This is a genomic window from Colwellia sp. PAMC 20917 (assembly GCF_001767295.1).
Taxonomy (GTDB): domain Bacteria; phylum Pseudomonadota; class Gammaproteobacteria; order Enterobacterales; family Alteromonadaceae; genus Colwellia_A.
In genome coordinates, this window is sequence record NZ_CP014944.1 from 1,947,999 (window position 1) to 1,974,427 (window position 26,429).

The 26,429-nt window shown below is 37.1% G+C and carries 23 protein-coding genes and 2 pseudogenes; 6 read left to right on the plus strand and 19 right to left on the minus strand.

Annotated features, from left to right (window positions below; all coding sequences use genetic code 11):
• Window positions 1-17 precede the first annotated feature (17 nt).
• The 4 genes from gspF to gspC all read right to left on the minus strand — a co-directional run bounded on the left by gspF (window position 18) and on the right by gspC (window position 5,947).
• Window positions 18-1,241, minus strand: coding sequence for a type II secretion system inner membrane protein GspF (gspF, locus tag A3Q34_RS08360; RefSeq protein WP_070374947.1), 1,224 nt, complete (start codon window positions 1,239-1,241; stop codon window positions 18-20).
• Window positions 1,242-1,254: 13 nt separating this feature from the next.
• Window positions 1,255-2,772, minus strand: a complete 1,518-nt coding sequence (gspE, locus tag A3Q34_RS08365; protein ID WP_197517690.1) for a type II secretion system ATPase GspE — start codon at window positions 2,770-2,772, stop codon at window positions 1,255-1,257.
• A 38-nt stretch (window positions 2,773-2,810) separates the two neighbouring features.
• Entirely contained in the window at window positions 2,811-4,883 is a 2,073-nt protein-coding gene (gene gspD / locus A3Q34_RS08370) for a type II secretion system secretin GspD (RefSeq protein ID WP_070377072.1), read from the minus strand.
• Window positions 4,884-4,993: 110 nt separating this feature from the next.
• Complete coding sequence (gspC, locus tag A3Q34_RS08375) at window positions 4,994-5,947, minus strand: type II secretion system protein GspC (protein WP_070374948.1); 954 nt, start codon at window positions 5,945-5,947, stop codon at window positions 4,994-4,996.
• 232 nt (window positions 5,948-6,179) lie between these two features.
• Between gspC and hslR the strand changes: the two genes are divergently transcribed.
• A complete protein-coding gene (hslR, locus tag A3Q34_RS08380; protein WP_070374949.1) occupies window positions 6,180-6,587 on the plus strand; it encodes a ribosome-associated heat shock protein Hsp15 in 408 nt (135 codons plus the stop codon).
• A 2-nt stretch (window positions 6,588-6,589) separates the two neighbouring features.
• A pseudogene (hslO, locus tag A3Q34_RS08385) lies at window positions 6,590-7,452 on the plus strand (Hsp33 family molecular chaperone HslO).
• A gap of 170 nt (window positions 7,453-7,622) precedes the next feature.
• On the opposite strand, the gene A3Q34_RS08390 reads toward hslO, so the two are convergent.
• From A3Q34_RS08390 to A3Q34_RS08410, 5 genes are all read right to left on the minus strand, one after another.
• Window positions 7,623-7,814: a hypothetical protein gene (locus A3Q34_RS08390; protein ID WP_070374950.1), complete on the minus strand. Its 192-nt coding sequence runs from the start codon at window positions 7,812-7,814 to the stop codon at window positions 7,623-7,625.
• A gap of 308 nt (window positions 7,815-8,122) precedes the next feature.
• The gene (locus A3Q34_RS08395; RefSeq protein WP_070374951.1) at window positions 8,123-12,037 is read right to left on the minus strand and encodes a rhombosortase-dependent M36 family metallopeptidase; all 3,915 of its coding nucleotides are present in this window, start codon (window positions 12,035-12,037) and stop codon (window positions 8,123-8,125) included.
• A 416-nt stretch (window positions 12,038-12,453) separates the two neighbouring features.
• Window positions 12,454-13,200 carry a TIGR04219 family outer membrane beta-barrel protein gene (locus A3Q34_RS08400; RefSeq protein WP_070374952.1) on the minus strand — a complete coding sequence of 249 codons (747 nt, stop codon included), beginning with the start codon at window positions 13,198-13,200 and terminating at the stop codon, window positions 12,454-12,456.
• A gap of 13 nt (window positions 13,201-13,213) precedes the next feature.
• A complete protein-coding gene (locus tag A3Q34_RS08405; RefSeq protein WP_070374953.1) occupies window positions 13,214-14,206 on the minus strand; it encodes a DUF2333 family protein in 993 nt (330 codons plus the stop codon).
• Between the two features lie 9 nt (window positions 14,207-14,215).
• Window positions 14,216-14,695 (minus strand): copper chaperone PCu(A)C, encoded by a 480-nt coding sequence (locus tag A3Q34_RS08410; protein WP_070374954.1) that lies wholly within the window; start codon window positions 14,693-14,695, stop codon window positions 14,216-14,218.
• 70 nt (window positions 14,696-14,765) lie between these two features.
• On the opposite strand from A3Q34_RS08410, the gene A3Q34_RS08415 reads away from it, so the two are divergent.
• Entirely contained in the window at window positions 14,766-15,500 is a 735-nt protein-coding gene (locus tag A3Q34_RS08415; protein ID WP_070374955.1) for an enoyl-CoA hydratase/isomerase family protein, read from the plus strand.
• Between the two features lie 54 nt (window positions 15,501-15,554).
• Here the strand turns inward: A3Q34_RS08415 and A3Q34_RS08420 are convergent, their stop codons facing one another.
• The 7 genes and pseudogenes from A3Q34_RS08420 to dusA all read right to left on the minus strand — a co-directional run bounded on the left by A3Q34_RS08420 (window position 15,555) and on the right by dusA (window position 19,924).
• Window positions 15,555-15,890 carry a hypothetical protein gene (locus A3Q34_RS08420; RefSeq protein WP_070374956.1) on the minus strand — a complete coding sequence of 112 codons (336 nt, stop codon included), beginning with the start codon at window positions 15,888-15,890 and terminating at the stop codon, window positions 15,555-15,557.
• 82 nt (window positions 15,891-15,972) lie between these two features.
• Window positions 15,973-16,188, minus strand: coding sequence for a PspC domain-containing protein (locus tag A3Q34_RS08425; protein ID WP_331710950.1), 216 nt, complete (start codon window positions 16,186-16,188; stop codon window positions 15,973-15,975).
• A 144-nt stretch (window positions 16,189-16,332) separates the two neighbouring features.
• A complete protein-coding gene (gene pspA / locus A3Q34_RS08430; RefSeq protein ID WP_070374958.1) occupies window positions 16,333-16,995 on the minus strand; it encodes a phage shock protein PspA in 663 nt (220 codons plus the stop codon).
• Between the two features lie 292 nt (window positions 16,996-17,287).
• Window positions 17,288-18,175, minus strand: a complete 888-nt coding sequence (locus tag A3Q34_RS08435; RefSeq protein ID WP_083277949.1) for a sulfurtransferase — start codon at window positions 18,173-18,175, stop codon at window positions 17,288-17,290.
• A 108-nt stretch (window positions 18,176-18,283) separates the two neighbouring features.
• Window positions 18,284-18,415 carry a hypothetical protein gene (locus A3Q34_RS21085; RefSeq protein WP_269447186.1) on the minus strand — a complete coding sequence of 44 codons (132 nt, stop codon included), beginning with the start codon at window positions 18,413-18,415 and terminating at the stop codon, window positions 18,284-18,286.
• A gap of 10 nt (window positions 18,416-18,425) precedes the next feature.
• Window positions 18,426-18,704: a hypothetical protein gene (locus A3Q34_RS08440; protein WP_070374959.1), complete on the minus strand. Its 279-nt coding sequence runs from the start codon at window positions 18,702-18,704 to the stop codon at window positions 18,426-18,428.
• Between the two features lie 276 nt (window positions 18,705-18,980).
• Window positions 18,981-19,924 (minus strand): annotated as a pseudogene (dusA, locus tag A3Q34_RS08445) (tRNA dihydrouridine(20/20a) synthase DusA).
• A 195-nt stretch (window positions 19,925-20,119) separates the two neighbouring features.
• Here dusA and A3Q34_RS08450 point away from each other — a divergent pair.
• The 3 genes from A3Q34_RS08450 (at window position 20,120) to A3Q34_RS08460 (ending at window position 23,049) form a co-directional block, all read left to right on the plus strand.
• Window positions 20,120-21,232, plus strand: a complete 1,113-nt coding sequence (locus A3Q34_RS08450; protein WP_070374960.1) for a tyrosine-type recombinase/integrase — start codon at window positions 20,120-20,122, stop codon at window positions 21,230-21,232.
• A 106-nt stretch (window positions 21,233-21,338) separates the two neighbouring features.
• On the plus strand, window positions 21,339-22,541 hold the full coding sequence (locus A3Q34_RS08455) for a tyrosine-type recombinase/integrase (protein ID WP_070374961.1): 1,203 nt from the start codon (window positions 21,339-21,341) through the stop codon (window positions 22,539-22,541).
• A 118-nt stretch (window positions 22,542-22,659) separates the two neighbouring features.
• On the plus strand, window positions 22,660-23,049 hold the full coding sequence (locus A3Q34_RS08460) for a hypothetical protein (protein ID WP_070374962.1): 390 nt from the start codon (window positions 22,660-22,662) through the stop codon (window positions 23,047-23,049).
• 124 nt (window positions 23,050-23,173) lie between these two features.
• On the opposite strand, the gene A3Q34_RS08465 is transcribed toward A3Q34_RS08460, so the two are convergent.
• The 3 genes from A3Q34_RS08465 to A3Q34_RS08475 all read right to left on the minus strand — a co-directional run bounded on the left by A3Q34_RS08465 (window position 23,174) and on the right by A3Q34_RS08475 (window position 26,356).
• Complete coding sequence (locus A3Q34_RS08465) at window positions 23,174-24,394, minus strand: hypothetical protein (protein ID WP_070374963.1); 1,221 nt, start codon at window positions 24,392-24,394, stop codon at window positions 23,174-23,176.
• Between the two features lie 27 nt (window positions 24,395-24,421).
• Complete coding sequence (locus tag A3Q34_RS08470; RefSeq protein WP_070374964.1) at window positions 24,422-24,865, minus strand: hypothetical protein; 444 nt, start codon at window positions 24,863-24,865, stop codon at window positions 24,422-24,424.
• A 723-nt stretch (window positions 24,866-25,588) separates the two neighbouring features.
• Complete coding sequence (locus A3Q34_RS08475; protein WP_070374965.1) at window positions 25,589-26,356, minus strand: MarR family transcriptional regulator; 768 nt, start codon at window positions 26,354-26,356, stop codon at window positions 25,589-25,591.
• Between the last annotated feature and the right edge of the window lie 73 nt (window positions 26,357-26,429).

The following is a 26,429-nucleotide window of genomic DNA, read 5'->3' on the forward strand; positions in this document are numbered from 1 at the left end:
GAATTTTTTTGTTCACATTAACCTCCTACTAAGGTATTTAACTGAAGAATTGGCTGTAAAATAGCCATAACTATAAAAAGAACGATACCTGCCATAGCGATCATCAAGGCGGGCTCAAAAGCTTTTAGCGATATATTCATCAACGCTTCAAACTCCCTGTCTTGGTTGTCTGCTGACCGGCCAAGCATATGTTCTAACTTGCCACTTTTTTCACCACTGGCAATCATATGAAGCATCATCGGTGGAAATAATTTCGTTTGCTCTAAAGAAACGCGTAAACTTGCCCCTTCGCGCACTTTATCGGCCGACTCTTTAACGCATTGCTTAATGTATAAGTTTTCTAAAACTTCACCTGATATTTTCATGCTTTCCAGTAAAGGAACAGCACTGGCGGTTAAGATACTTAAGGTACGAGCAAACCGAGCGGTATTAATACCACGAATGATTTTGCCTAGCCCTGGAAAACTAATTACCTTGCGATGAAAGGCAAATTTGAAGCTGGCCTTTTTCATTAAATGATTAAAGCCACCAATCAATAAGGCAATCAAAATAAGGATATACAAACCATTATCTCTTAAAAAATCACTGGTACTAATTAAAAACTGAGTCGTTGCAGGTAAGTTTGCGCCCATATGATCAAACTGGCCAACAATTTTAGGGACTACCGCTGTTAACAGTATCGCGATAACGCCTATGGCTACGACCGTCATAATAACCGGGTAAATAAGCGCTTGAATGATTTGTGAACGTAAGTGTTCGCGTTGCTCGGTGTAATCGGCTAAGCGGTTTAACACCGTATCTAAGAAACCAGATTTTTCACCTGCAGCAACCATTGCTCGGTATAAGTGACTAAAGACATGCGGAAACTCTGCCATGCTCTCCGCTAAACCATAACCTTCGGTTACTTTTGTTCGCACCGCCATGATCATACTTTTCATGCTGTTTTTTTCACATTGTTCGCCAACGGCAAGCAAAGATTCTTCAATCGGTAAACCCGACTCGACTAATGTTGCCAACTGACGTGTGATTAAAGCAAGTTCAGCAACAGATACTTTTGTTCGTCCGCCAAACCGTGGTTTATTGGCGGCTTGCTTAGTTTTTTGTAAGCTTGGCGTTACTTCAGTAGGCATTAAGCCTTTGTCACGTAATAAGCCACGCGCTTGTCTGGGCGTATCACCTTCGATAACACCCTTTACCGTTTTACCACGGCTATTTACTGCTTGATAATCAAAAGCTGCCATAATAAAACTCTAGTTAATCTTCTTTGGTAACACGCAAAACTTCTTCGAGTGTTGTTTGTCCGGTCAGCACTTTATCAAAGCCGTCACGGCGTATACTTGGTGTATTTTGGCGAATAAACTTTTCAATAGCCTGCTCACCTTTACCATTATGAATAAGCTCGCGTACTTTATCGTCGACAACAATAAGTTCATGAATACCCATACGGCCTTTGTAGCCCTTTTGGCTACATTCACTACAACCAACTGCACGATAAATATGCTGGGTGTTGTCTTGAGGTAATTCAAGTAATTTAAGCTCAGGGCCATCAGGTAAATGGCTTTCTTTACAATGCGGGCACAATGTTCTTACGAGTCGTTGCGCTAAGACCCCCAAGAGACTTGATGAGAGTAGAAATGACTCTACGCCCATATCTTCCATACGAGTAATGGCACCAGCAGCACTGTTAGTATGCAATGTCGACATCACTAAGTGACCGGTTAAACTCGCTTGCACGCCAATTTGCGCCGTTTCTAAATCGCGTATTTCACCAACCATAACAACATCAGGATCTTGGCGAAGTATCGCCCGTAATCCGCGAGCAAAGGTCATATCAACTTTGGTGTTAACTTGCGTTTGTCCAATACCTTCAATGGCGTACTCGATGGGATCTTCAACCGTTAAAACGTTACGCTCTTTCGAATCGATTTGGCTCAGTCCCGCATAAAGCGTGGTACTTTTACCCGAGCCCGTAGGACCCGTAACTAAAATAATGCCATGGGGTTTTTCAATGAGTTTTGAAAACTTTATTCGGTTGGCAAGTGTCATGCCTAAATCTTCTAAATCAAGACGAACCGAGTTTTTATCAAGTAAACGTAGCACCACACGCTCACCATGACCCGTTGGCATTGTTGAAACACGTACATCAACAGCGCGACCAGCAATGCGCAAAGAAATACGACCATCTTGTGGTATGCGCTTTTCAGCAATGTCGAGTTTTGCCATAACCTTGATACGAGAAACTAATAATGAAGCAAGTTTACGATTAGGCTTTAATACTTCACGTAAAACGCCATCAACACGAAAACGAATTTGTAGCGCTAATTCAAAGGTTTCAATATGAATATCAGAAGCATTTTCTTTAATTGCTTCACTCAACATCGCATTGATCAATTTAATGATTGGCGCATCATCTTCATTTTCGAGCAGATCTTCTGTTTCTGTCATCTCGTCAGCGAGAGAATACAAGTCAACTTCGTTGCCAATATCTTCCATCATCTGTTGAGCTTCTGAAGAGTCTCGTTGATATGAAATAGTTAATAATTGTTCAAATTCATCTAACGAATGAAATTCAATAGCAAAGGGACTTTTTAAGACCCGACGCACTTCTAATACTGCCGCACTGTTAACATTAGCTAAGCAATGTAAGGTGTATTGGTCGTTACTTTTACTAATAAGTACATGATGGCGTTTGGCAAAATTAAAAGGTAAACGGCTGATCTGCACTTTTACTTCTTCTGCCTCTTGACCATTACCTGCAACATTTAAAGTCACTACGCTGTCGATGTCTTCTCTTTTCAATATCAGCCATATTATTGGTCTTTTTGGTCTGAAGTTGATGAGTCATCACCCTCGTTTTTAACGACAGGCGGTAATAAGCTAGAGTCTTTAAGCTGACTTTCTTTCATGTATTCATCGAATGAAGGAGGTAAGGTCAGTTGGTCATTCCATTCAGGTAGTAATGGCATTTTTTCATCGCTCATTAATGACAAACCTTCTTCTTGCTTACGTATTTCAGTCGCACGAATATAGTTATATTTTTCTTTACTAATTTCATTCATCAACTTGCCATCACGAATAATCGTTGGTCGAATAAAGACCATTAAATTACGTTTACGCGTTGAGGTTGTTGTTGATTTAAATAAGTGCCCAATAAAAGGTATGTCACCTAATAAAGGTACTTTTTGTTCACTTTCTTGAACGTCTTCATCAATCAAGCCACCCAGTACCACGGTTGCGCCAGAATCGGCCATCACTACCGTTTTGATTTCACGTTTGTTGATAGAAATATCTACCCCCGTAGCGCCACTCACCGAAGAGACTTCTTGCTCTATGGTTAACTGCACACCACTGCCTTCATTCACTTGTGGGGTAACGGTTAGTTTTATACCCACTTCTTGGCGTTCAACGGTTTGAAATGGATTACCGTTATTGCTACCGGCAGTAGAGCCGGTAAGAATAGGAATTTCTTGTCCAACTAAAAAGTGCGCTTCTTCATTATCGAGTGTAGTGATACTTGGCGTAGCAAGGATATTGGAATTAGTGTCATTACTCACCGCTTGTATGATTGCGCCCCAGCCATTTTTCATAATACCAAACATACCACCGCTTACAGAGCCAAGTAAGGTTGCGGCTAATGAATAGTCACCTTTGATATCGTCTTGATTAGGGTTAATGGTTGTGGCACCACTTTCAGAAGTCACGGTAGAACCTTTAGTGCCTGGTGTTGGTTGAGCAGACTCAGCAGCCGCTGCAACAGCACTTATAGGCGCAGGACCATTATTGAACTGGGTAAAGCCACCATCTTCGCTGAACCATTGCACGCCTAAACTAATACCATCACTTTCAAAAACTTCGACGATTATCGCTTCAACAAGCACTTGCGCACGACGAACGTCTAATTTGCGGATAACTTCCTCAAGTGAACGTAACATGTCTTGCTGAGCGGTAATTACCAAGGTATTGGTGTCTTCATGAGCGTCAATGCTGACATTACGTTTTTTACTGCTTTGTTTACTCGTTTGCGCGCCAGCGTTTTCGGCTTCAATTGATTTACTGACCCCTTCAAGTACTTTGACTAAGTCTTCGGCTTTTGAATATTTCAAATAGTATACACGGGTATTACCGTTGGTTTCTAATTCACTGTCTAAACGGGAAATTAACTTAGCGACACGCGAACGGGCTTGAGATTCGCCGCTAACAATTACACTATTGGTGCGCTCGTCAGCAACTATTTTAGGGATAAGGAAGGTTGGCGTGCCAGATTTTCCTTGATCAGATTTATGCATGGCTTCAACAATACGCACCATTTCTGCCGCCGATGCATATTGCAGTTTAATAATTTGTACGTCTTGATCGCCAGCTTTGTCGACACGTTCAATAATATTAACTAAACGATTAACAACCGCAGCAGTGCCTGTAAGCATAATGACATTAGCGGGATCATAATTGACCACGTTACCGCCACCAGCTTGATCTGAAAGTTGACGAAGTAATGGGGTTAATTCACGTACCGTGACATTTTTAACTTCAACAACTCGAGTCACCATTTCATCACCCACACCAGGGTTTTCGTTACCAACAACCGGTATTGATGAAGTTTTAGCGTCTTTATTACGAATAACTTTTACAACATTATTATCCATTTCAACAGCAGAAAAACCATACACTTCAAGCACATTTAAGAACACTTGATAATATTGTTTTTCGGTAAGTTGATCTTGGGTACGTAACGTCACTTTACCTCGAACGTTAGGGTCAACGATCATGGTTTTTTTCAGGTTTTTACCGACTATATTGATGAATTCGTCAATTTCAGTACCTTTAAAGTTTGGCGAGTACTTAGCCGCATGTATATCCGCACTAAATAATAAAGTATTCATCATCACAACAGTTAAACCTGTTGCTAACAATCCTTTATACCAAGGAGCGCGAAGAGTCTTGCGCAAGGAAAAATTTTTCATAACTTAATTCTCAATTTTGGTCAGTAAAGGTATTAACCACCGATACTAAATAATATTTCGTTCAATTCACCATTACGATCGATTAATAGTGATACTTCTTTATCTTGTTTTAATGCAGCAAGTGCTTGTGCGGCTTCGCTTGGCACCGTTAAATCATAACCATTCATTTGAATCGCGATATCACCAGATTTCAGCCCTGAATTTTGAAAAAAATCTGCGTTTTTACCCGGCAACAATCTGTAACCTACTATTTTGCCACTTTTACGTTTTGGCGATATTTTCAAATAATCGGTAATTTTACTTGGGTCGGTATTAATTTCGTCTTTAAATGACTCTGCACTTTTACTCAGCATCTTATTTGTTCTTTGATCAATAACATTAGGTGATGTTAGTCGACTATTTAATTCTCGAGTTTTAGCCGGAGATATTGCCGATTTATACACTACCTTTTGTTGTATTTTTTCATTGTAATCAAAGCCATCAAGCATCAATGTTTCAAGTTTTCCGGCATGCTTTAAAAGCACTCGGTCACGAAAAACACTATCGAGCACAGCACGTGTTCCGGTAATGGTTTCACCCGGACTATAGGTGTCTTGCTTACCAGCGTTTTCAATGACCGCCGCGGAGGTAGTTTTGTCATCACTTGCTACTGCCCCTGATAGCGTTAAACGCAACTGTGTTTGAGGTGCACTTTCCACTTCAACCGTTTCAATTGTATCTATACTGTCTGTGTATAAGCCAAATAAGTTTAATGTTTTTAAATTTGTTAAACTGATATCAGCTTTTTCAGTGTTCTGTATTGCTACTTTTACGCTAACATTTGAAGACGCATGATATTGGCCACTTGGCGCAACAAGCCAAGTAAGCTGTGCAAAAACATACGCAATGTAAGCTAACAAAAATACACTGATCACCTTAGCTATTTTTTGCTGAGGTAATTGTGAAGAAAAGTCGACTACACTAGAAAAATTTGAAGGTAATTGCATGGCTATCTTTATAGAAATTTAAATTAATTTTCATTATTATACCGTGATAGTACTTGAGCTAGACATTATCAACAAGGGTAAGATGGCGATTAAAATATTTATTAACAATTTAGTGCTGTTATGTGCAAACTAATATTGCCAGTTCAGCGATACACTCAGTTAAAAGACTAGACATTATAAGCAATTATGATATTTTCGCCGCGACATATATTTATAGGAAGATGGTAAGTAGATGAAACATAATTCACCTCTCACTGAAAACACTTCAACCCGTCTCGATAAGTGGTTATGGGCTGCTCGTTTTTACAAAACACGTGCCATTGCCAAACAAATGATTGATGGTGGTAAAGTGTTCTATAATGGTCAACGAACAAAGTCGGGGAAAGTCGTTGCTTTAGGAGACAAAGTTGTCTTACGCCAGAGTTATGAAGAACGAGAAATTATTGTTGTGGCGCTGGCAGATAAACGTCGAGATGCGAGTTTTGCGCAAACTCTTTACCAAGAAACACCCAACAGTATTACCACTCGTGAAAAAAATGCCTTAGCACGTAAACAAGGCACTTTACTTAGCCCCGCTAGTGATACCAAACCCGATAAGAAACAACGTCGACAATTAATACAATTTAAAGAAAGGATCTAACTGTGACTGTTAAAACTGATGTTTTAAATCGCTACTTATTTGATGGTAAGCATGCTCGTGGAGAGCTTGTACAACTGACTAAAGCTTATCAAGAAATTATCGCTTTGCATGAATACCCTCCCGGCGTGCAAGCCTTGTTAGGTGAATTAGTTGCCGCCACTTGCTTGCTTACTGCTACTTTAAAGTTTGAGGGCGAAATTACCGTTCAATTACAGGGCGATGGCCCCATTAGCTATATGTCAGTTAATGGTGACGATAAACAAAATATGCGTGGCATAGCTCGTTTAGCTGAGCCAACTGCAGGTATAGGCTTAAAAGAACTAATAGGTAAAGGTACGATGGTTATTACTATACGTCCTGAAAAAGGCGAACCTTACCAAGGAGTTGTTTCACTAGATAAAGATAATTTAGCTGATTGTTTAGCACATTACTTTGAAGTTTCTGAACAAATACCCACAAAAATTTGGTTGTTTAATAATGCTGATAATACTCAAGTTGCTGGTAGCTTAATACAGCTGCTTCCTGATAGTGATAGCAAGGAAACTCAGCTTAGTGATTTCGAACACTTGTGCCAACTAACCAATACAATAAAAGCAGATGAAATTTTTTCGTTAGACGCTGAAGACTTACTGTATCGTTTGTATCATCAAGAAGAGTTCGTTTATTTGAACCTCAATCGGTTAATTATCAATGCAGTTGTTCTGAGGAAAAATGTTTAACGGCTATTTCTCAAGTTTCACCAAGCGAATTGATAAGCATTATAGAAGAGCAAGGTTGTGTATCGATGACTTGTGAATATTGTTTAACAACGTATAAGTTTGATGAACCAAAACTTGCACACTTTATTCATGAGCCCAAGCACTAGTTTACCCTTAGACTTAGCGTCTTAATTCTACCTGTTCGCCTTTTAGCGTTCTTCTGCTAATGGGCGACCCACTTTACCACTGTAATCTATTTCTATTTCTACCCGTTCAAACTGTTTTGCTGCTAAAAGTGATTTATAATAACTTAAGAGATCGACACCCTCTTCTGGCGTTAATCGATAGGTACTTTTAGCGATTTCATTAAATTTTCGGTATTATCATAGCTTGTTAGGCTGGTTAAGTTTTTAACGATAACCACAAAAGTGCCCTTTATCGTGCCCGTTTCTGACATTAATAAATTCACAACTTTAGCACCATTAGTCAGCTTATCTGTTTGTAATTCAAATTTCTGTTCGTTGAGCATTAAGTATTTATTTTCTGAATTTGTCAGTTTTTAAAAACGTTGTTATTTTTAAAACTTTCATTACTTTTAGAAACTGATGTTTGGCTTTAAAGAAGCAACTTCTTTATCGCTGGTTTTTTTTCTAGTGGTTGTACGACTTCTCTTTTATCTGAACAAGCCATTAAAAAAGTTACACTAAGGGCGATGACACTAAGGTTACGCATATTTACTTCCTTTTTTATTTCCAGTCATAATTAAGTGATAAACGTTTAGTTATAAAAAAAGCTGATTGAATGACCAATCAGCTTATTTTTACTTGTTGTTATTACTTACTTTTTACGGCGACGTAATAACGCTAAAGGTAATAGCAAGAAGGCTAATAAGCCAGTTGAACCACCGCTAGACTTTTTCCTAGCCGGAACCATACTAGGCATATCCTTAACCACTACAGAGAAACTCTGTGTAGCATCGACAGTGCCATCATTAACACTTGCTACAAATTTTAGTGTTTGGGTACCAGATTCAATACTAGGAGAAGTGAAAGATATAACTGCTGTGTTTGAGCCCGCTAATGTCACTGTTGGACCAGAGGTTTGTTCCCAGCTGTATGTTAATGCATCACCATTAGGATCTGTAGCTTCAACGCTCATGCTAACAGAGATACCTTCTCTCACAATTCGCTCTACATCAGTAACGGCTGTTACAATCGGTGCACGGTTATCACAAGCAACACTATCACCCGCAACTACATCACTGAAAATCGAGCTATTTACATTGTCAAATTGAACACCATCAATCAACCAACCTAAGTTATTTGCTGTAAAATCACTTACTGCGCGGAAACGGAATTTAACTTCATTACCATTTAGTGCTTCACCAAAAGATACGCCTTCATAACCAGCTGCGAAGTCCGTAAAGCTCAGACGTTCAGATAATGCTGTACCAGCTTCAGTGAAAATCGGATTCCCGTTGTAACCATCACCTAAGAAAGTACCACCCATCTCAGTAACATCAGCCCAGTCACCACCGTTAACACTTACTTCAACAACACCGCCATCCCAATTAGCTTCGAAGTCATAGTAATGGAACCAGTTAATAACAAAATCACCATCGAAACCAACGCTAAATGCTCTTGTTTCATAAGCGACATCTGATTCAAAGCCATTATTATTTATAAATAAATACTGTTGTCCTAGGATGCCACCAAGAGCACCGGCAAATCTTGTATCTAAATATCCAGTACCGACAGCTGCTTCACCACCGCCTATAACATTTTCCATAAAGTCGTGCTGTGATGATAATGTTTCCATATCATCAAAAGTAGAAGAACCTACTGGTGCGCGATCTTTAAAGTCATAATTAACCTTTGTAGTAAACGAATAATCGTTAACAACATCGGCAGTAAGTCCAGGGAAAGTAACTTTGAATTCAACGTCTTCTGCCATACTTGCATCATTCAACGTAAATTCGATAGGTGAACTTGTAGCTGATCCAGTTACACCTAGACTATCAAAAGTTACCACACCTTCATTTGCAAATGTTACATCTTGATCACCTACGACTTCAATTTGTGCGGTAATATTTTCATAAGTCTCACTACCACGGTTTTGAATAGTAAAGCTAACTGTTGCAGTTTCACCTTTATCAAGCACGCTATCTTTAGAACAGTAACCTGAAGTAAGTCCTTCATAGTTAGTATTTAACATATGAGAATTTGCAGAGAATGAGCTTAATGTTGTTGCATAAGACTCTACCGCGCCTGCATGGTCAGTAGCGAATCGGCTTGGCGACTTAGCTCCTAATCCCATACCACGTTTTGCAAATGCTGCAAGCATAAGCTTGTAATCTTCTACGTCGTTTGCATATGCTGCTGACAATATAGCATCTCGACCTTCAGTGAATGTAGGCGCCATTGGCATCATCTTATAACCAGCTACTACATAATCTTTAATTAGGTTCTTAGCTTCATCAAAAGTATGACGCTCGTCATTAACCATGCTAATAAAAGATTCCCAAATCATATTAGAAAATATAGAACCCGGAGAATGCACTAGCTCAGGGTAAAGGGCTATATCGCCAAATGTAGATGGGTTAATTGTTGTGTCTGTTGAGTAAGGGTATGGGCGGATGCCATCCACAAAACTAGAAACATACGTTATAGCAGCGTAACCACCATCGTATTCTTCATTGCCTAAAACTAGGTTATCACTTGCGTCTGTTGTAAGCATCAATGCATGAAAATCACCAAAACCTTCACCCATAGAGCGTGCTTGTTGGCTACTTAATCCTGAACTATTACCCACTAAACGGTTACTGATATAGTGACCCCATTCGTGAGCAACAATTGCGTTATCCCATGTACTATCTTTGAATACGCGCGACAGGTCATTTCTGAACATATCAACAGATACTTTTTCATCAGCATCTAGTAATGCGTAGATTGCAGTACCATCATTTTGTGAAATCATAAAGCTTGGGATGGTAATACTTGGATCATTGCCACCCATACCGCCTACATCATCACCATCTTTGTTATTTGCTATAAGCACAGCAATTGCGCCTGCATCTTGAGCATTTAAAACTTTGTCTACAAAGGCACAAGCACCACGATCTATTACAGCAATTTTTCCAACAAGGTCAGCACCATTAACAGCCGCTTCACAACCATCATTAATTGGAGCAGTTGCATCTTCTAGACGAACCAAATCACCTGATAAATCAAAAGTTTCTGGACCAAATCCAGCAAAACCGAGATTAGCTAAAAGGCCTATATCACTATGCGTAGTTGCAGTAACACCATAGTCAGTGCCATTTACCGCTTGTGTTGTTTCCCAAAGATACATCTGCATGCGTGGTGAACCACCATCTGCAGGTGTAGACATGTTTGCATTGTTAAAACCAGAGTGATCTTGAACCTCTACGTTTAATGCATCTCCTTCTTCACCACCTCGACCGTAGTTTAAAGTCTGAGCATTACCCGCAAGCTCATCAAAGCCATGGTCATAATAGTCATCATGTAAATAGTTATTTACATAGAATAAGTTAACAATCGCCGCTTTACGGTTTCCAACTGAATATTCTGCTTTAGAAACATCATATTTATAATCAAAGGTATTATTACTGGTCACTTCTGCCATGTAATCACCGTTGCTAAAACCTTGAGGTGCAATAGCATCGACATATGCGGTAACATTGTTACCCATGGTCATAGTTGCATCATCAGCTAACCAAGCATCACCAGTACTGATAGGTCCGTGACTCTTACTTATCAACGTTGCATCTAAGTATTCTTGTGTAAGAAACGCGCTACGATCGCTTCCTTCAGGAGCTGGCATAACTTCACCATGAGGGCTATCCCATGGCTTACCGTCAGCGTCGGCAAAAACGCGATAATTAAAATCAGCTGCATGGCTAGTTAAGTTATTCTTAAATAAAACCTCACCTGTTTTAGCTGCAACAACATAGCCATAATACTCTGATTCGCGACTGTCTATTTCGCCTGTTTCTACTTCAACGTAATGAGCAGCAACAATTTTATTTTTATGTTCAAAAAATACTTTTTTAGCGCGTGGCTCACCAATTATTATTTTTTGAGAAGAAGTATTAGCGACAGAAAATCTTTCATACTTATCAGTTGATTTTTTGTTTGTTAATTTAATCGTAGCACTGTCGCCACCCATCGCCAAAAACACGGTTTTAACAGAACTAGCGGCATCAGCAAAAGCAGAGTCGACACTTTTTAACAATAGATTTGATGATTTAACAGCCTTGTCACTTGCTAAGTAACCCGATGAAGCGACTAAATTGAATTCGCGATCCATCATGATATTATATTCACGATTAAAAACTTCAATACCTGCAATTTCTTGTTTATATTTAGCGATTTTTGCGCCACGACCAATATCATGGATATTCGCTAATATAGGCATAGTTAGGCTTGGCTTTGACTCAGATAAACCAGTAAGTTGCTTCAAATAAAAATCTGCAGCAAAAGCATTCTGATGTTCTGCAGAAACTGCCATCATATTTGGAATAGAATTTTTTGCACTTGCCCACTGAAAAGTATTTTTACCTAATTGAGCATCAAACTGATTACTCATACCACTGATAGTAGCTACTTGGTTTGACACAACTGGAGCTGGTGCATTTAAAAAAGCGCCTGCATCTGAAGCTAAAGCTCCCATAGAAGCTGAAGCTATTGCAGCCCCTACAAATGTGGCTATGATTGATTTATTAAAGTTCATACGATTCCCTAAGTATATTTTATTATTAACCCACTAACGTGGACTCTACGGTAATTTATTACATTTATGTAACAATAAAGCAATCATTTAGCTTAAAAAACACAAACAAAAAGTAAAGCATACGTTACGTTAAGGTAATAAACGATTACAAGCCAACCACTTGTTACAAGTATGTTAACAACAAGCTTGTTAATGAATATTAGCGGATAAATGCATATATTTATAATATATCTCGCAATTAACTAGTTGGATAGCAATGATTTATTTATACTAAATTTACCATAATGTCACTGAGCGTCTTTGACAGATGAGTAGTATAAACTCTGTTTTTTTCACAACAAAAAGGCGCTAATTTTATAATTAGCGCCTTTATCTGTTAAAAACATCAGTTTTGTGGAACAAGTCCACTTAAAACGTTAAAAGTGGACAACAACACCTGCAAAAGCACCTTTAAATTCAATATTTGTATACAAGTCATCTAAATCTTCAAGTTCAAATTTAACAGCTCTATAGCCAAGTGTTAAATTTACATCAACCGCTAAGTTATCAATAAGCTCGTAGCTCAAACCGACTTGGTAGTCATATATAGTATGATCGTCAATCGATAATAAATTACCATTGGCAAAAAGATTAAAACTCGTGCCGGGTAAGCCGACAATCGTTGAAACATAAAGCATAGGTACGATTTCTGTAACAGCTAATGTTCCGCTTAGAGAATCTGCTGATACCGTTATATCGCCATCAAAATCACGACCAGTCAAACCAATATCAAAACTAAAAAGGCCATTATCAAAAATTTCATAGTATAACGTATAGTCAACATAGCTAATATCGAAAGTACTATCAACAGCAGTGCCCGCGTCGAATGTTTTACCCGAAAAATCGAAGTCTTTTAACAAAACTGTTGCGCCATCGGTATCTAACGTTGTTGAGGTGATCATTAGATTGGGGATCAATGGAATCGGGTGCTCTAAAGCGATGTAAAATGAACCTTGTTCTTTATCTTGTAAATTAAAATCAACTAAGCCACTTTGTTCACCAAAAGTACCCGTTGCTTCATTACTCCATATTGAGCCACCAATATAAAGTCCGGCAATAGTATCAGCCATTGCTGATGTTGAAAGTAACCCGGTAACAAGTACTGCTAATGCTGCTTTTTTCATGTTCAACCCTTTATTATCCTTGACTTAATAAGTCATTTAAATCGATTAGTGCTGCGTTAGCACGAGAAATATAATTTGCCATTACTAAAGAATGATTAGCTAATAAACCAAAGCCATCACCATTAAGGATCATTGGACTCCATATAGATTCTTGGCTTGCTTCTAACTCTCGAATAATTTGCTGTACGCTTACTTTAGCATTTTTCTTCTCTAATACATCATTAAAATCAATTTCTACGGCGCGTAAAAAGTGAAGTAACGCCCAACACGCACCACGTGCTTCATAAAATTCATTATCAATTTTCCACCAGCTGGTTTTTAAGACAACGCTTGACTGCGCAGATGTTGATTGCTGAGCAACACTATCGCCAGCTAAGTCGGTATTTAGCTGTTCACGGCCAACACTCGCACTTAATCGTTGAGAGTAGCTACCCAAACGTTTATTCACTTCTTGGATCCAGTCACGTAAATTATCTGAGCGAGCATAAAATTGCGCTGTTTGACTGTTAACATCACCTAACGCTTTGCGATAGGCATACAATTCGTTAATTGCTTTATTGTATTCACTTTCAGCACTTGGCATCGCCCAACTTTTGTGATCGATATTATATTGAGGCTGAGCAACTTTTAAGTGTTTATTTTCTATTGATTGTGACTGAGAGCGGCTAAATTCTTGACGCATAACAAGCGCCATATCACGCGACATTTCAAGCGCACCAAGCTCCCAAGCTGGGATGTTGTCTAAAAATACCGAGGGTGGCAAAGCATCATTTGACAGATAACCGCCAGGTTTATTTAATAATGTCTCGGTTACTCTAATAAGTGCCGTTGTTGTGGTGTAACCGACAACAGGTTTTATACCAGCTTCCGTTGCATCTTTCGTTGCTTCAGCTCTAATATCAAGCTGTTCAGGTTCAAAGCTCCAATAAACGCCGAGAAAATAGCCTGAGAGGATGATAGCAAAAAAAATGGTGACAAAAGTTTTGCCTGAAAAATTAGTCGTCATGTTGAGCTCCTAATGGTGTTGTTTTTTAGCTGGGTTTTCTTGTTTAATACTTCGCACCGGAATGGTTACGACAAGATCCTTTTGCTGCTTAAAGTGCAATGTTAATGAAAGTTCCTCTTCAGGTAACAAGGCTTTTTTAACGTTAAATATCATTAAGTGATAGCCCATAGGCTGCAAGACCACTTTATTATTCCCTTCGATTGTCAATTGTTCAACTTGTCGCATCTTCATCATACCATCACTCATGGTGTGTTGATGAATTTCAATTCTATCGGAAAACAAGCCACTGACTCCTGTTAAAATTAGCGCCTCATCATTTTTATTTTCAATCGACATATAAGCTGAAGTTATACTGGTTCCAGGTATGCTAGCTCTCACATAAGGCCCGTCAATAATAATATTACTATCGTGTTCAACAGCAAAAACATCGCTATTGATACTGATTAACGTAAAAGATAATACAATGGCTATAAAACATATTTTATTCATTTCTCGCTATACTTCCTTTTTTAGACAGATTATTTTTATTGCCTTAACATTGTAACTAAGCTGGAGCAAAATGGATAACTTAATTATTAGCCAAGAAAACAATCATGTTTTTACCGTGACTCTTAACCGTAAACATAAAAAAAATGCACTTAATCAAAGTATGTATATCGACTTATGTGCTGCTCTAAAACATGCGAGCGAAAATTCAACTATCCACTGTGTGCTTATTCAAGGCGATGAAAACTGTTTTTGTGCAGGTAATGATTTGGATGACTTTTTACAATGCTCACAAGATGATGAATTAGTAGCATTAGATTTTGTACAAGCACTAACAATATTTGATAAACCTCTTATTGCCGCTGTTGCTGGCCCGGCAATAGGTATTGGCACTACCTTGTTATTACATTGTGACATGATCATAGCGGCAAACAATAGTAAATTTAAATTACCCTTTACTCAGTTAGGTCTTTCACCTGAAGCTGGTTCTAGCCTGTTGTTACCCCTGCGTATTGGTCATAACAAAGCATTTGAACTTTTAGTACTTGGCAAGCAATTTACTGCCGAACAAGCACTAGATTACGGTCTTATTAATCAAATATGTATGCCGGAAGATTTACTAAAAATAGCTAGCGATATTGCTAATACTATTGCTAAATTACCTCATGATTCTGTTATGACCAGTAGAAAATTGATGAAACAACATGCTCAATTGACTATGCAACAGGTCATTGATAACGAAGCTAAAGAATTTAAACGTTTAGTAAAAACGCAGCAATGTAAAAATATTTTAGCGCAATTTTTTTAAAAAAATAAATCTTAAAGGTGAAATAGTCAGCCAAAATTTGCGGGGGTTTCATCTTTAGGCGATTTGCTTTTTGTCCCCTGCCATTAACCAAATAACAACAGCAATAAAAATAACGGGCCAAAATATACCAATCATCACAAAGGCCGCCGCACCAAAAATCATCATACCGATAAAAATTAATGAACCAAACACACTCATAACAATTGCAAATGCCACCATGACAAGAATAACCATAATAATTGCTGAAACACTAATCGCTTTTAAAGGATCAATGAGTTCATCACCAACATGAAGGTCGACATTAAACATTTCTATAAAACTTATTCCTAATGCATAGGTTAAAAATAAGGTTGCAAAAATTGCTAATGTTAATGATTTAAAAAATGACATAATTCCTCCTGCTTACTTAGTTTTACGCACAGCTATCGGTAAATATTATTTACTCGCTATCGCTTTAAGTTAATACTGCCCATTAATGCTTGGTGGGTAATAGTATCGCCGCAACCACATAAGCAACACCGCTAGCTAACGGAAATATAAGCAAAGCACCAATAGCGCCAATACGAACAGCTATTCTTGGTAAGTCATAATATTTTGCGATGCCCGCACAAACGCCTGATAATTTTTTATGGGCAACATCTTTTGTTAAAGTTTTTTTCACTGAATACTCACGTTGATAGCTCATCATTTATTCCTTAATTCTAACCGCTGTTTTGTAAAAAAAGTTAATAGTCCTGCGCCAACAAAAAAAGTTAATACGGGAGCAAGACACATGATCATTATGAAATAGCCACTATGATGTATCATGTAATGCCCCCTAGTTTTTTGTCGCTTAGCCATTAACAACTTGCTTTTTTAAATCGGCTAATTCTTGTTCAATAGATTCATCTGTTTCTAAATCACGAAACTGGCTGGCGAGATCTTTATTCTCGGTAAAGTCATAAGACTCTAATTCAGCTTCTACTCGGTCAATTTTTTGTTGGTAGCGTTCAAATTTATTAATGGCTTCATCTATGTTGTAGACAATCGCTCTTTCACGCACTTTTAAACGTACTTCAACTGACTCTTGGCGTAATGCAAAAGCGTCTTGCTTACGTTTAGCTTCTTGAAGTTTTTCTTGTAAACGTTGACCGTCTTCTTGTACTGCACTCAAATAAATCTCTAGTTGCGCTAAGTCATCATGGAATTCATTGACTTGTACTGAACATTTTTGCTTTTCATGGAGCGCAGACTTCGCAAGATCATCACGCCCTTTATTAATGGCTAATGCGGCTTTTTCTTGCCAATTATTAATACTGGCTTCTAGCGATGCTATTTTACGCATTAAGGTTTTCTTTTCTGCTATATTTTTTGCTGCAGTAGAGCGTACTTCAACCAAGGTTTCTTCCATTTCCTGAATGATCAATTTAACCATTTTCTCAGGATCTTCAGCTTTATCTAACATATTGTTTAAGTTAGCGTTAATAATATCGGTAAAACGTGAAAACATGCCCATAATCCATTCTCCTGCGCAAATGCGCTGCTATTAGTATTTTAATTTAATGACTCATTAAGTATTAACCAAAATGTTAATGCTTAACTTGCTACTATGTTTTCTATTACAAGTGACATGCCAACCCAGCAAAATAAATTAAACCACTGTTTATTAAGGTGTTTTATAAAGGCAGTGATTATAGAAAGAAAGGAGACATAATATGTCAGACGAAAATATAGTCAAATTCACAAATTAATTAGTTAATTTGACTATACCCATAACATGGTGGGATTTTATTAAGATGAGCGTTGAATTATTGAGTAACGACTACCGGAAAATAATCACCTGCCCCCCACTCACTCCATGAGCCGTCATAAACTTTTACGTGCTTATAACCGCACATTTCGGCGGTTAACGCTAAAACACAGGCGGTTACCCCAGAGCCACAGCTCATCACCATTGGTTTATTTTCGCTATTAATAGCGTTAAATTTTTCTTTTAAAATATTTTTGGTGAGCAAGCAGCCATCATGCGATAAATCATTAAAGGGTAAATTCACAGAAGAGGGAATATGACCGCTACGAATGCCTTCGCGTGGCTCAGCAACTTTGCCCTCAAAGCGTTCTTTAGCCCTAGCATCAACAATAAGGTGTTCTTGAGAGTTAAGGTTACGCTCTATATTTTGGCTGCTATAAAAGTATTCTTTACAAAATGTAGCGATAAAGTTACCACGGCTAGTAACGGAAGATGTCCTTGATGAAACACGATACCCTGATGCCAACCAAGCGGGTAAGCCGCCATTAAGTACAGCAACATTTTCATGCCCCATTGCTCTAAACATATACCAAGCACGCGCTGCAGAAAATAAGCCTTGGTCATCGTAAACAACAATTTGACTGTCTGTCATTACCCCTAACGCACGCGCTTGCTGCTGAAAATGTTCAGCACTTGGCATAGTGTGGGGAAGTGGATTTGATAAATCAGAAAAGTTTTTATTTAAATCGAATCGCTTGGCATAAGGCAGCGTAAAGTCTGGCCATTTTTTTTCTGGCGAGCGCATATTACCAACGGGTGGGATACTCGCATCAAGCAGTATTATATTTGATAATGGTTTTGCAGAGTCTCCGGTTAAATGGAGTGTAGAAAAAAGCAAATCATGCAGCTGACGGCACGATATTATTTGCTGAAAAGTCGAAGGCATAGTTAGCGTCATTCATTTTTGAATAAGACTTAAAAAATAACGAATAAATCGATAGTTGTACAGTCGAAAAAAAATATAAATTGGCAGGGTACAACAAATTCCCTGCGTTTAGCTTGCGGCTTGTTTTTCGGCTGATGATTGATCACGGTTATTTTCTACTAGGCTTACCACTAAAGACGCTGCCAATAAAAATATAGCAGGTAACATCAATAACGTAAAAATTAGCTCTAAGCTCGGCATAATCAATTCCTTACTCATCCGCTGCTTTAGCGGTATTCTTTTGTTGGGTACCCTTTTTGTTACTAAGCTTAGCCACTAAAATTTGGGAGTATTTGTTGTTGGCTAAAGCTGACATCGTGATATCTGGCTGAACTTTATCTTTTACGTTACTCGTTAATTTTGTATTAAGTTGTTCAATGCCTGTTTTAACCATCAGATTAGCGATAGTTTTGATGTCTGTGGTGTTGTCTGCAAAACTGTTAAAAGATAATAAAGCGGTAGTTAATGTGGTGATCAATAATGTTTTCATGTTGTTCTCCAAGTTTTATAATAGTTAAGTCGTAATATCTATTACAAAGGTTGTGCCAGAGATCAAAAAAAAATTAAATGGTTGAGTTTTATAGGATTAATTAATCTATGCTTCTATCATAAAAATAAAGTTTAAGACTAAATAAAAGAAAAGTGGTCAAAAAAGCCAATTATTAATAATTATAGCGATAACATTATATTTATCGCTAAACGGCAAGATAAATAGTATTCCGATTTAGGGATACAATTTCCCAAAATCGGTACACAAAACAGAAAATTACTCGTCTGCAGGAAGGGTCACTTGTGCGAACGCATCAAAAAGAACTTGGCTGGTAACTTCATTACCACTGCATTGCTCACTTAAATAACGACGAAACTGCCTAGCACCCGCTAAACCATTGCAGAGTCCAAGCATATGGCGAACAACATGCCAAGCACGCCCGCCGTTAGCAATATGAATATCAATATAGCGCGCCATCTCTGCAACGATTTGCTCACGAGAAAGAATATCCGTATTTGTTTGATAAATCGCGTTGTCTGCCTCAACTAACATGTAAGGGTTTTGATAAATTTCACGACCTATCATCACACCATCAATATGAGCTAAATGCTCATTCGCCTCATCATAGGTTTTAATACCGCCATTAATTGAAATTTGTAACTGTGGAAAGTCTTTTTTGATTTGATAAACACGACCATAATCAAGGGGGGAACTTCCCTATTTTGCTTAGGGCTTAAACCGCTTAACCAAGCTTTACGTGCGTGAATAATAAAATGTTTACAGTCAGCTTGAGAGACCACATCAACAAAATTATGTAAAAACTCATAACTGTCATGGTCATCGATACCGATACGCGATTTAACGGTAACCGGAATATTGGCTGCCGCTTGCATTTCATTGACACAGTCAGCGACCAAAGAAGGTTCAGCCATTAAACAAGCACCAAAGCGACCATTTTGGACACGATCAGATGGACAGCCAACATTAATGTTAATTTCATCATAACCATACTGTTCAGCCATTTTCGCACACTCTGTCATGGCTTTAACATCACTTCCCCCCAATTGCAGTACAACAGGATGCTCTTCTTTGTTAAAGGATAAATAATCACCTTTACCAAATATAATTGCGCCAGTAGTCACCATTTCGGTGTATAGCACAGTGTGCTTTGACATAACACGATAGAAATAACGGCAATGGCGATCAGTCCAATCGAGCATTGGAGCAACGGAAAGTTTGTGGGAATATTCATTCTTAGTCAATTTAACAAAAACCTCTTTTTATTCATAAACTTGCTTGGAGAAAATGTGCTTTATCCGCTAGTTTAATATTCGATATTACGCGACCAACTCCCCTTTAAATCACACGCTGGGGGAACTAAAACCCCTTTAGGGGGAACTGTTGGAGCTAAAATTGTGGCTAATTATACCATTAACAAAAGAAGTAGAAAGAACGGAATAGTTTATTGTGCAAGAGTTCGCACAAAAGAGTCTGGGGTTGTGACCTTTTCTAAGAGCAAGACTTTCAACTCCAAAGTAGCTGCAACACGTTGGGCGAAAGAAACGATTCATAAAGTTGAAAAAAATTTAACCAACCAGCCTTTTGATCTTATTGATTGTACTTTGGAAGAGTTAATTCATAAGTATGTAGAACGAAAGCAAAGCTCTGACAAACCATTAGGACGAACTGCCTATTACGCACTTCGCCAAATTCGTAGCTTCCCAATAGCTAAATTACTCGTCACCCGTATGAATTCGGCTGACATTGTAGATTTTTGCTTAGCAAGAAAGAGAGAATCAACTAAGCCATCACCACAAACTATTTCCATCGATGTAAGTTGCATCAGAAAGGTTTTACGCATTGCTAAGCCTATGTTTAACATCAACATTGATGACCGCCCGGTAATTGATGCGTACCCTGCTCTTCATGACTTAAAGCTTATCGCCCGATCAAACAAGCGAGAAAGAAGATTAAAAGGTAATGAATTACAACAATTGTTAAGTGAATTAAAAATTAAAGAGAAACACCACTGCTGTTTCATCCCTTACAGTGATATTTTTCTAATTTCGATTTTGACATGTTGTCGCATTGGAGAGCTTTCTAGCTTACGTTGGCAAGATCTGTGTGTTGATAGTAAAACTATTATGATTAGAAATAGAAAGAATCCTAACGGCTCCTTAGGCAACAATTCTATATTACCACTTCTAGGTGAGTCTTTAAGTATTCTAGTAAGACAACCTAAGATTAGTGAACTAATTTTCCCTTTTAATTCAAGGTCTATAACCGCAGGCTTTAGAAAGGCCAGTAAAAAGATAGGCATTACTGGTTTACGTTATCACGACTTAAGACGTGAGGGTGCAAGTCGACTGATCGAACACGGCTTATCAGTAGAGGAAACGGCCCGAATTACAGGGCATAAAGATTTAAACATTCTTTGGCAAGTATATGTTTCGATTCAACCAGAGCATTTTAAAAATTATTTTGATAAAAATTTAAAATTAATTCCTAACATAAATTCAAACAGTTAGAGTAAATAATAAATATAAACTCAAAAAGTAAGCCTAATGTCCCGTTTTTGCATTTTAAGCCCTAGGTTTAGACTACTTGCATTGTAATTAAATTGGACATTTATCCATGGCATATTTTGATATCACCGCAGTAAAGTCTCGCGATACAAAAAGATATAAAGTCAGAGTAAGAGAAAAAAATAAATTTGCTTCTAAAAAGTGCGAGTCAAAAACTTTTGATACAATGCAAGAAGCCAGCAATTGGGCACAACAAACTAAACATAAGTTTGAACAATTACTTGAAAAACAGAAATCTCCTTACAAAAATTCCCTCTCAAATGGGAGGAACATTATATTTTGTAATTTTGATAAACCATCACTTACTGAAGACTCGCCTTTAAGAGAATTCATTGACTATTATCTTTATCATGAAGTTGATGCACCAAATCCGATATCAATAACCTCTCGTGGTTCTTTAAAGTTAATTAAAGATTATGACTTGGCAAACATTCATGTGAGCAAGATTGATTTCGAGAGCCTCAAAGAATTTTGCTTACAACGTTTAACTACCTGTAGAGCATCAACAGTAAGAGTTGATATTAGTAGTGCAATGAGAGCAATCCGTGAGGTCGCGGGAATGCTTGAAATCCCGATCACTGATAGCATGATCAGAAATCACTATTCTCAACTTAAACGCGACGGCTTTATTGCAGATGCTCCCAACCGATCTCGTCGACTTTTACAAGGCGAGTTTCGTAAGGTACTTCGTGGGTTTTGGAAGTACCAGCGAGGCTGTAAAGTAAAAAATAATTACGCAGCTATGATTATTTTGTACATTGAAACAACACTAAGAAGTTCAGAACTGACAGAGTTAACCTGGGGCGATATAGATTTTGTAAACGAGTGCATTCATGTCAATTCTGGTAAAAACACGGTGCGAGGTAGTATTGGAACTAATGAAGAACCAAGAAGTATTCCGCTGTGGGGGTTAGCTAAAAAAGTTTTGCATAAATTAAAGTCAAAAAATGTAAAAAATAACACCTCAATTTTTAATATCAAAGGTAGATCACTTTCATCTATATTTCCAAAGGTAATGAAACAGATTGGAATTATAGGCCTTCAACAACGAGATCTCCGTAGAGAAGGTGTGTCACGACTTTTAGAGATGGGGTTATCAGAAGTATTAGTTGCTGAATTCACTGGTCACAAAGACTATCAAATGATTAGAAGTGTTTACAAAAAACTTAATGCTAAAAATATAATTAAGAATTTAGAGTTGATACAACAAACCAAAACGACGATGCAAAGCAACTTTATGATGGCCGCCTAGATTATTATCTTACCTCATTTGAGAACAATGACTCCTGAGGTCTAATAACGGGTATAGGTAGTAATTCCCCTAACTATGCACATATTTACTTATAGGCCATTTATTATGAGTAATAACAATGAGTACAGCAATTGAGTTCTATAAAATATACACGCGCCAATCTCGTTCTTCGTGGGCAGACAGAGCACGTGTAGTGTTGACGTTCGATGCTGAGTCGAAGCAAGGTGTATATCTGCACCTCGGAGATTTTGGCATCAACGGTTTTTCAATTAGTAAGCAGCTTCAAACGCTTCTACCAAATTCACTGCAACAACAATATGTTGATGTTGCACACATTGATATTGTGATGCACATATTCAATAAAAAAATTGAATTTTACTGCAAGGAGCACGTTATAGAATCTGCATTTAAAGAAGTATTCTTTTTAAATCAAGACGCTTTTTTCTCTAATTCTACAAAAAACCAATGGGAGATGTCATACCATAGTTTTATTGAGCACAGCGAATAAAGTCGCAAACATAACGAGCCTTAATTGGCTCGTTATTATTTGCAATAACCTTATGAAACTTTATTTAATTGCAAAAATTAATTTAGCAATACTCTAATTTCCTGTGTTATATAGTGAATTTTAATTATAAGCTAAAACTACAAGGTGCAAAGTTATCCTTATTTTCCCATGTTGTATCATTCATACTTATATAATTAAACTTAGTTTTATTTAGTAAATAATCCATCATATTGCTGTAATTCCCAAAGAAATAGCCATTAGCCTTTTTCACTTTTCCTTTCCAAAGTATTTTAAAATTATTGACTCCTAGCTGTTCAATGTAACCCATCTTATTATCAGAATAAGAACAAATTTTATCACCTAGCTCGTAAGTTTCATTAGATCGCTGAGACCATACTTTTTCGAAGGACTTTGCAATTTTTTTAGCGTTAATTTTTTTATTTTCATCTTCAATTTTTTTATTTTCTGCCCAAACTTTATACTTTTTAATTTCTATTTTATTTTTTATATCTTGTTTAAGCCTTACATCTAATGCATATTTAACTGCACTATCTAAGTGCTTGTTAATAAATTTAGTTAAGATTTTTTTATCTAAATATAAGACATAATGCTTAGGGTTAGGGCTTCCATATCGACTACTTCCTACAATAATAGCTTCTTGAAGTTCTCCACCTTTTGAACAAATAAATGCATCACTCAAAGATACTTTCAAACCATAATCATTGAGCACTGACTTTGCGTAATCTTTTACCCCATATGTTTTACTATCTGAAAATTTATACCCCCCACGCCCTGCTATTAAACTAATATCATTATTATTTTCAGGAGGTAATACTTGATTGAGTTTAGCTCCCTTGCGAGATTGTACTCCTTTAAAATAACGCATCCCTTTCCAATGAACTTCTCTTCCACCCTGAACAGTAATAGTACCATCGGGCAGATCCTTTAACATATCCGCATTTTCATTAGAAATATTATATCGTTTCGTATCAAATAACCCTTCTAAATATGCAGCATCTAAATTACCAAAACTTCCAAAACCACTGGAACAAGTTTTTTTTAGTTGTGGGTAAAAGCCATAAAAAAGATCTGTTCTGAGTTTGTTTGCATCATTATTATTTACATTAGACTTATAGGTAAGCAACAATACATTGCCAAATTGATTAGTTATAGGGTTTAAGGTTGTATTAAACTGTATAGCCATGCTATCCATAGCATCTGAAAATGAACGACTTTGGCTTAAATCAACAGTTTCAAGTTTAGTTGTTGTGTAAAAAGTACTACTACATCCGAATAGGAGGAGGGATAAAATAATACCTATTAAGGATTTTTTAACTTTGTTCATTATTAATTTATTCTCTTTTTATGATAATTATGATTCAGAAGTGTATGTAGTTGTCTTTATGTTAGTAGTGCAAGAATTACCACCAGCATTTACTACTAGCTTCATTTTTTCATTTCCTTTAACTTCAATGGTAAGTTCGTCAAATCTTCCGCTTCGCTTATTTTTGTCTGAGGAATGTGTGCATCTGGTTACTACTTGGTAATGACTAGGAGTTAATCTTAGATACATATCACCAAATGGATTAACTAATTCCCATTCACTTGGCTTATAAATTACCTTTTTTGTATCTAAGTTGGTGACTTTAACAATATCGCTTGTCCAATGAGCATATCCAGCCATACTTCTCTGAGGATTATCTAGCCCCATTTTTTCTAAAGTTGAAATTTCTTCTGTTGGTATAGAGCTTGGAGAAACACAAGAAACACAACTAGCAAGTAACCCGATACATATAGTACTTTTTAATATTTTCATTATTATCTCCATTTTATAAGGTATATTTTTTGATAAGTTTTAATAAACTACCGTTTTTTGGTATTCGAAACTAAATTTTCAAACTAAATTTTCAAACTAAATTTTCAAACTAAATTTAGTTTTTAATTTCTTGGATTATTCTTTCAGTATATTATTAGCACTCAATGCCTAAAAAGTTCATCTACCGACTTGATTACATTTTAAGCATTAATCTTTTGATGATATTTGATAGAAAGAACTTCAAATTTTTTGTTTAATTTGTGTATTAGAATTCGGAGAGTGCGGGTGCAGTATTAACAAGCTTTCAATTCCATTGAATAAGGCTAAAATCATTCTGTTAATCCGGAGAAGAAACTCCATACACACTCCTTTGTTACATTTATTTTACAATCAGTATTAATCTACATGAAAATGAAAACTTGTTCTACCTCAATAAAGGAATAATTTTTGTAAAGCATTTGATAGCTAAGAAATTTCCCTACAGTGAACCTATATATTTTTGTACAAGAAACACCTCGCAGCTTTTGCAAGCCGCGCTCATTAATTTTTAATTAGTGACTTATTAAAGTTGGGTTTGCAAACCTCAACACCTCTAGTGGTTTTATGAACAGTATGCTCTAAAGCGACACCTTGTACTTAACTGGACATTTACTAAAAAAAACGACATAAAAAACACTAAGGGCGCTGAATATAGCGCCCTTAGTGTTTTAAATTTTTAGCAAGTTAATGCATCCAAAATTTATGGTACAACATCAACATTAAGTCTTGATTGTAAATATACTTAACATGCTTATCAAAAAAAGCTTTATTCAAATTATTTTCTGGCTTTATAAATATTTTATTATGGATACGTTCAGCATCTAATACAAAACGACGTTTATGAGAGATGATCAAAATTTTACTCACTCTTTCCTCATCTGATATGGCATATTTATAGCGTTTTAAAATATCAAGTCGATTAGGAATTGTTTTTGAACTTGCTTCGATTTCGAGCCCGACCATTTCACTCCCGTCAAATGCGATTGCGTCAAATCTTCTTTTTTTTCCAAGATTTTCTTTTTCTTGCTCACTTTCAGTAATAAAAAACACGTACTTTCCCTGCTTAACCCCCTGAGCAACAACAGCTTGCACCATGAGATCATGAGTTAGTGTTTTGAATAATAATGTTGATTTCTTTTGGGAGTACTTTAAATCTTGATTGTGTAAAGTTTCTAACATACGAACTCCTTGAGGTTTTAGCAGAAACACCCTTTTGTCACGGCAAGCAAAAGTTGCTACTTCAGCAATAACGCCTTCTCGCTCATATCGACGTAACAGTCTATTTACCACTGAACGGTCTACTGCCCAAAGTAATTCTATAACTGATGGTGAGGTAAAACCAAAACGATAAATCCAATCAAGTAAGCTAAAAAGCTTTGCTTGGTGCCTAGCTTGTGTTGACAGCGATTTAATATACCGTTCAAGAATGCCTCTTTCATTTCTCTGTATCATATCTACTCCTTAGTATTTTTTAATACATAGTGCTGAGGCAAGCGAATTACCCGTGGTTTATTAATTGAAATGG

Bases quoted from the DNA above. Each gene is read 5' to 3' on its own strand.
- gspF (WP_070374947.1), bottom strand. From the start codon at position 1,241: ATGGCAGCTTTTGATTATCAAGCAGTAAATAGCCGTGGTAAAACGGTA.
- gspD (WP_070377072.1), bottom strand. From the start codon at position 4,883: ATGATGAATACTTTATTATTTAGTGCGGATATACATGCGGCTAAGTAC.
- gspC (WP_070374948.1), bottom strand. From the start codon at position 5,947: ATGCAATTACCTTCAAATTTTTCTAGTGTAGTCGACTTTTCTTCACAA.
- hslR (WP_070374949.1), top strand. From the start codon at position 6,180: ATGAAACATAATTCACCTCTCACTGAAAACACTTCAACCCGTCTCGAT.
- A3Q34_RS08390 (WP_070374950.1), bottom strand. From the start codon at position 7,814: ATGCTCAACGAACAGAAATTTGAATTACAAACAGATAAGCTGACTAAT.
- A3Q34_RS08395 (WP_070374951.1), bottom strand. From the start codon at position 12,037: ATGAACTTTAATAAATCAATCATAGCCACATTTGTAGGGGCTGCAATA.
- A3Q34_RS08400 (WP_070374952.1), bottom strand. From the start codon at position 13,200: ATGAAAAAAGCAGCATTAGCAGTACTTGTTACCGGGTTACTTTCAACA.
- A3Q34_RS08405 (WP_070374953.1), bottom strand. From the start codon at position 14,206: ATGACGACTAATTTTTCAGGCAAAACTTTTGTCACCATTTTTTTTGCT.
- A3Q34_RS08410 (WP_070374954.1), bottom strand. From the start codon at position 14,695: ATGAATAAAATATGTTTTATAGCCATTGTATTATCTTTTACGTTAATC.
- A3Q34_RS08415 (WP_070374955.1), top strand. From the start codon at position 14,766: ATGGATAACTTAATTATTAGCCAAGAAAACAATCATGTTTTTACCGTG.
- A3Q34_RS08420 (WP_070374956.1), bottom strand. From the start codon at position 15,890: ATGTCATTTTTTAAATCATTAACATTAGCAATTTTTGCAACCTTATTT.
- A3Q34_RS08425 (WP_331710950.1), bottom strand. From the start codon at position 16,188: ATGATGAGCTATCAACGTGAGTATTCAGTGAAAAAAACTTTAACAAAA.
- pspA (WP_070374958.1), bottom strand. From the start codon at position 16,995: ATGGGCATGTTTTCACGTTTTACCGATATTATTAACGCTAACTTAAAC.
- A3Q34_RS08435 (WP_083277949.1), bottom strand. From the start codon at position 18,175: ATGCCTTCGACTTTTCAGCAAATAATATCGTGCCGTCAGCTGCATGAT.
- A3Q34_RS21085 (WP_269447186.1), bottom strand. From the start codon at position 18,415: ATGCCGAGCTTAGAGCTAATTTTTACGTTATTGATGTTACCTGCTATA.
- A3Q34_RS08440 (WP_070374959.1), bottom strand. From the start codon at position 18,704: ATGAAAACATTATTGATCACCACATTAACTACCGCTTTATTATCTTTT.
- A3Q34_RS08455 (WP_070374961.1), top strand. From the start codon at position 21,339: ATGGCATATTTTGATATCACCGCAGTAAAGTCTCGCGATACAAAAAGA.
- A3Q34_RS08460 (WP_070374962.1), top strand. From the start codon at position 22,660: ATGAGTACAGCAATTGAGTTCTATAAAATATACACGCGCCAATCTCGT.
- A3Q34_RS08465 (WP_070374963.1), bottom strand. From the start codon at position 24,394: ATGAACAAAGTTAAAAAATCCTTAATAGGTATTATTTTATCCCTCCTC.
- A3Q34_RS08470 (WP_070374964.1), bottom strand. From the start codon at position 24,865: ATGAAAATATTAAAAAGTACTATATGTATCGGGTTACTTGCTAGTTGT.
- A3Q34_RS08475 (WP_070374965.1), bottom strand. From the start codon at position 26,356: ATGATACAGAGAAATGAAAGAGGCATTCTTGAACGGTATATTAAATCG.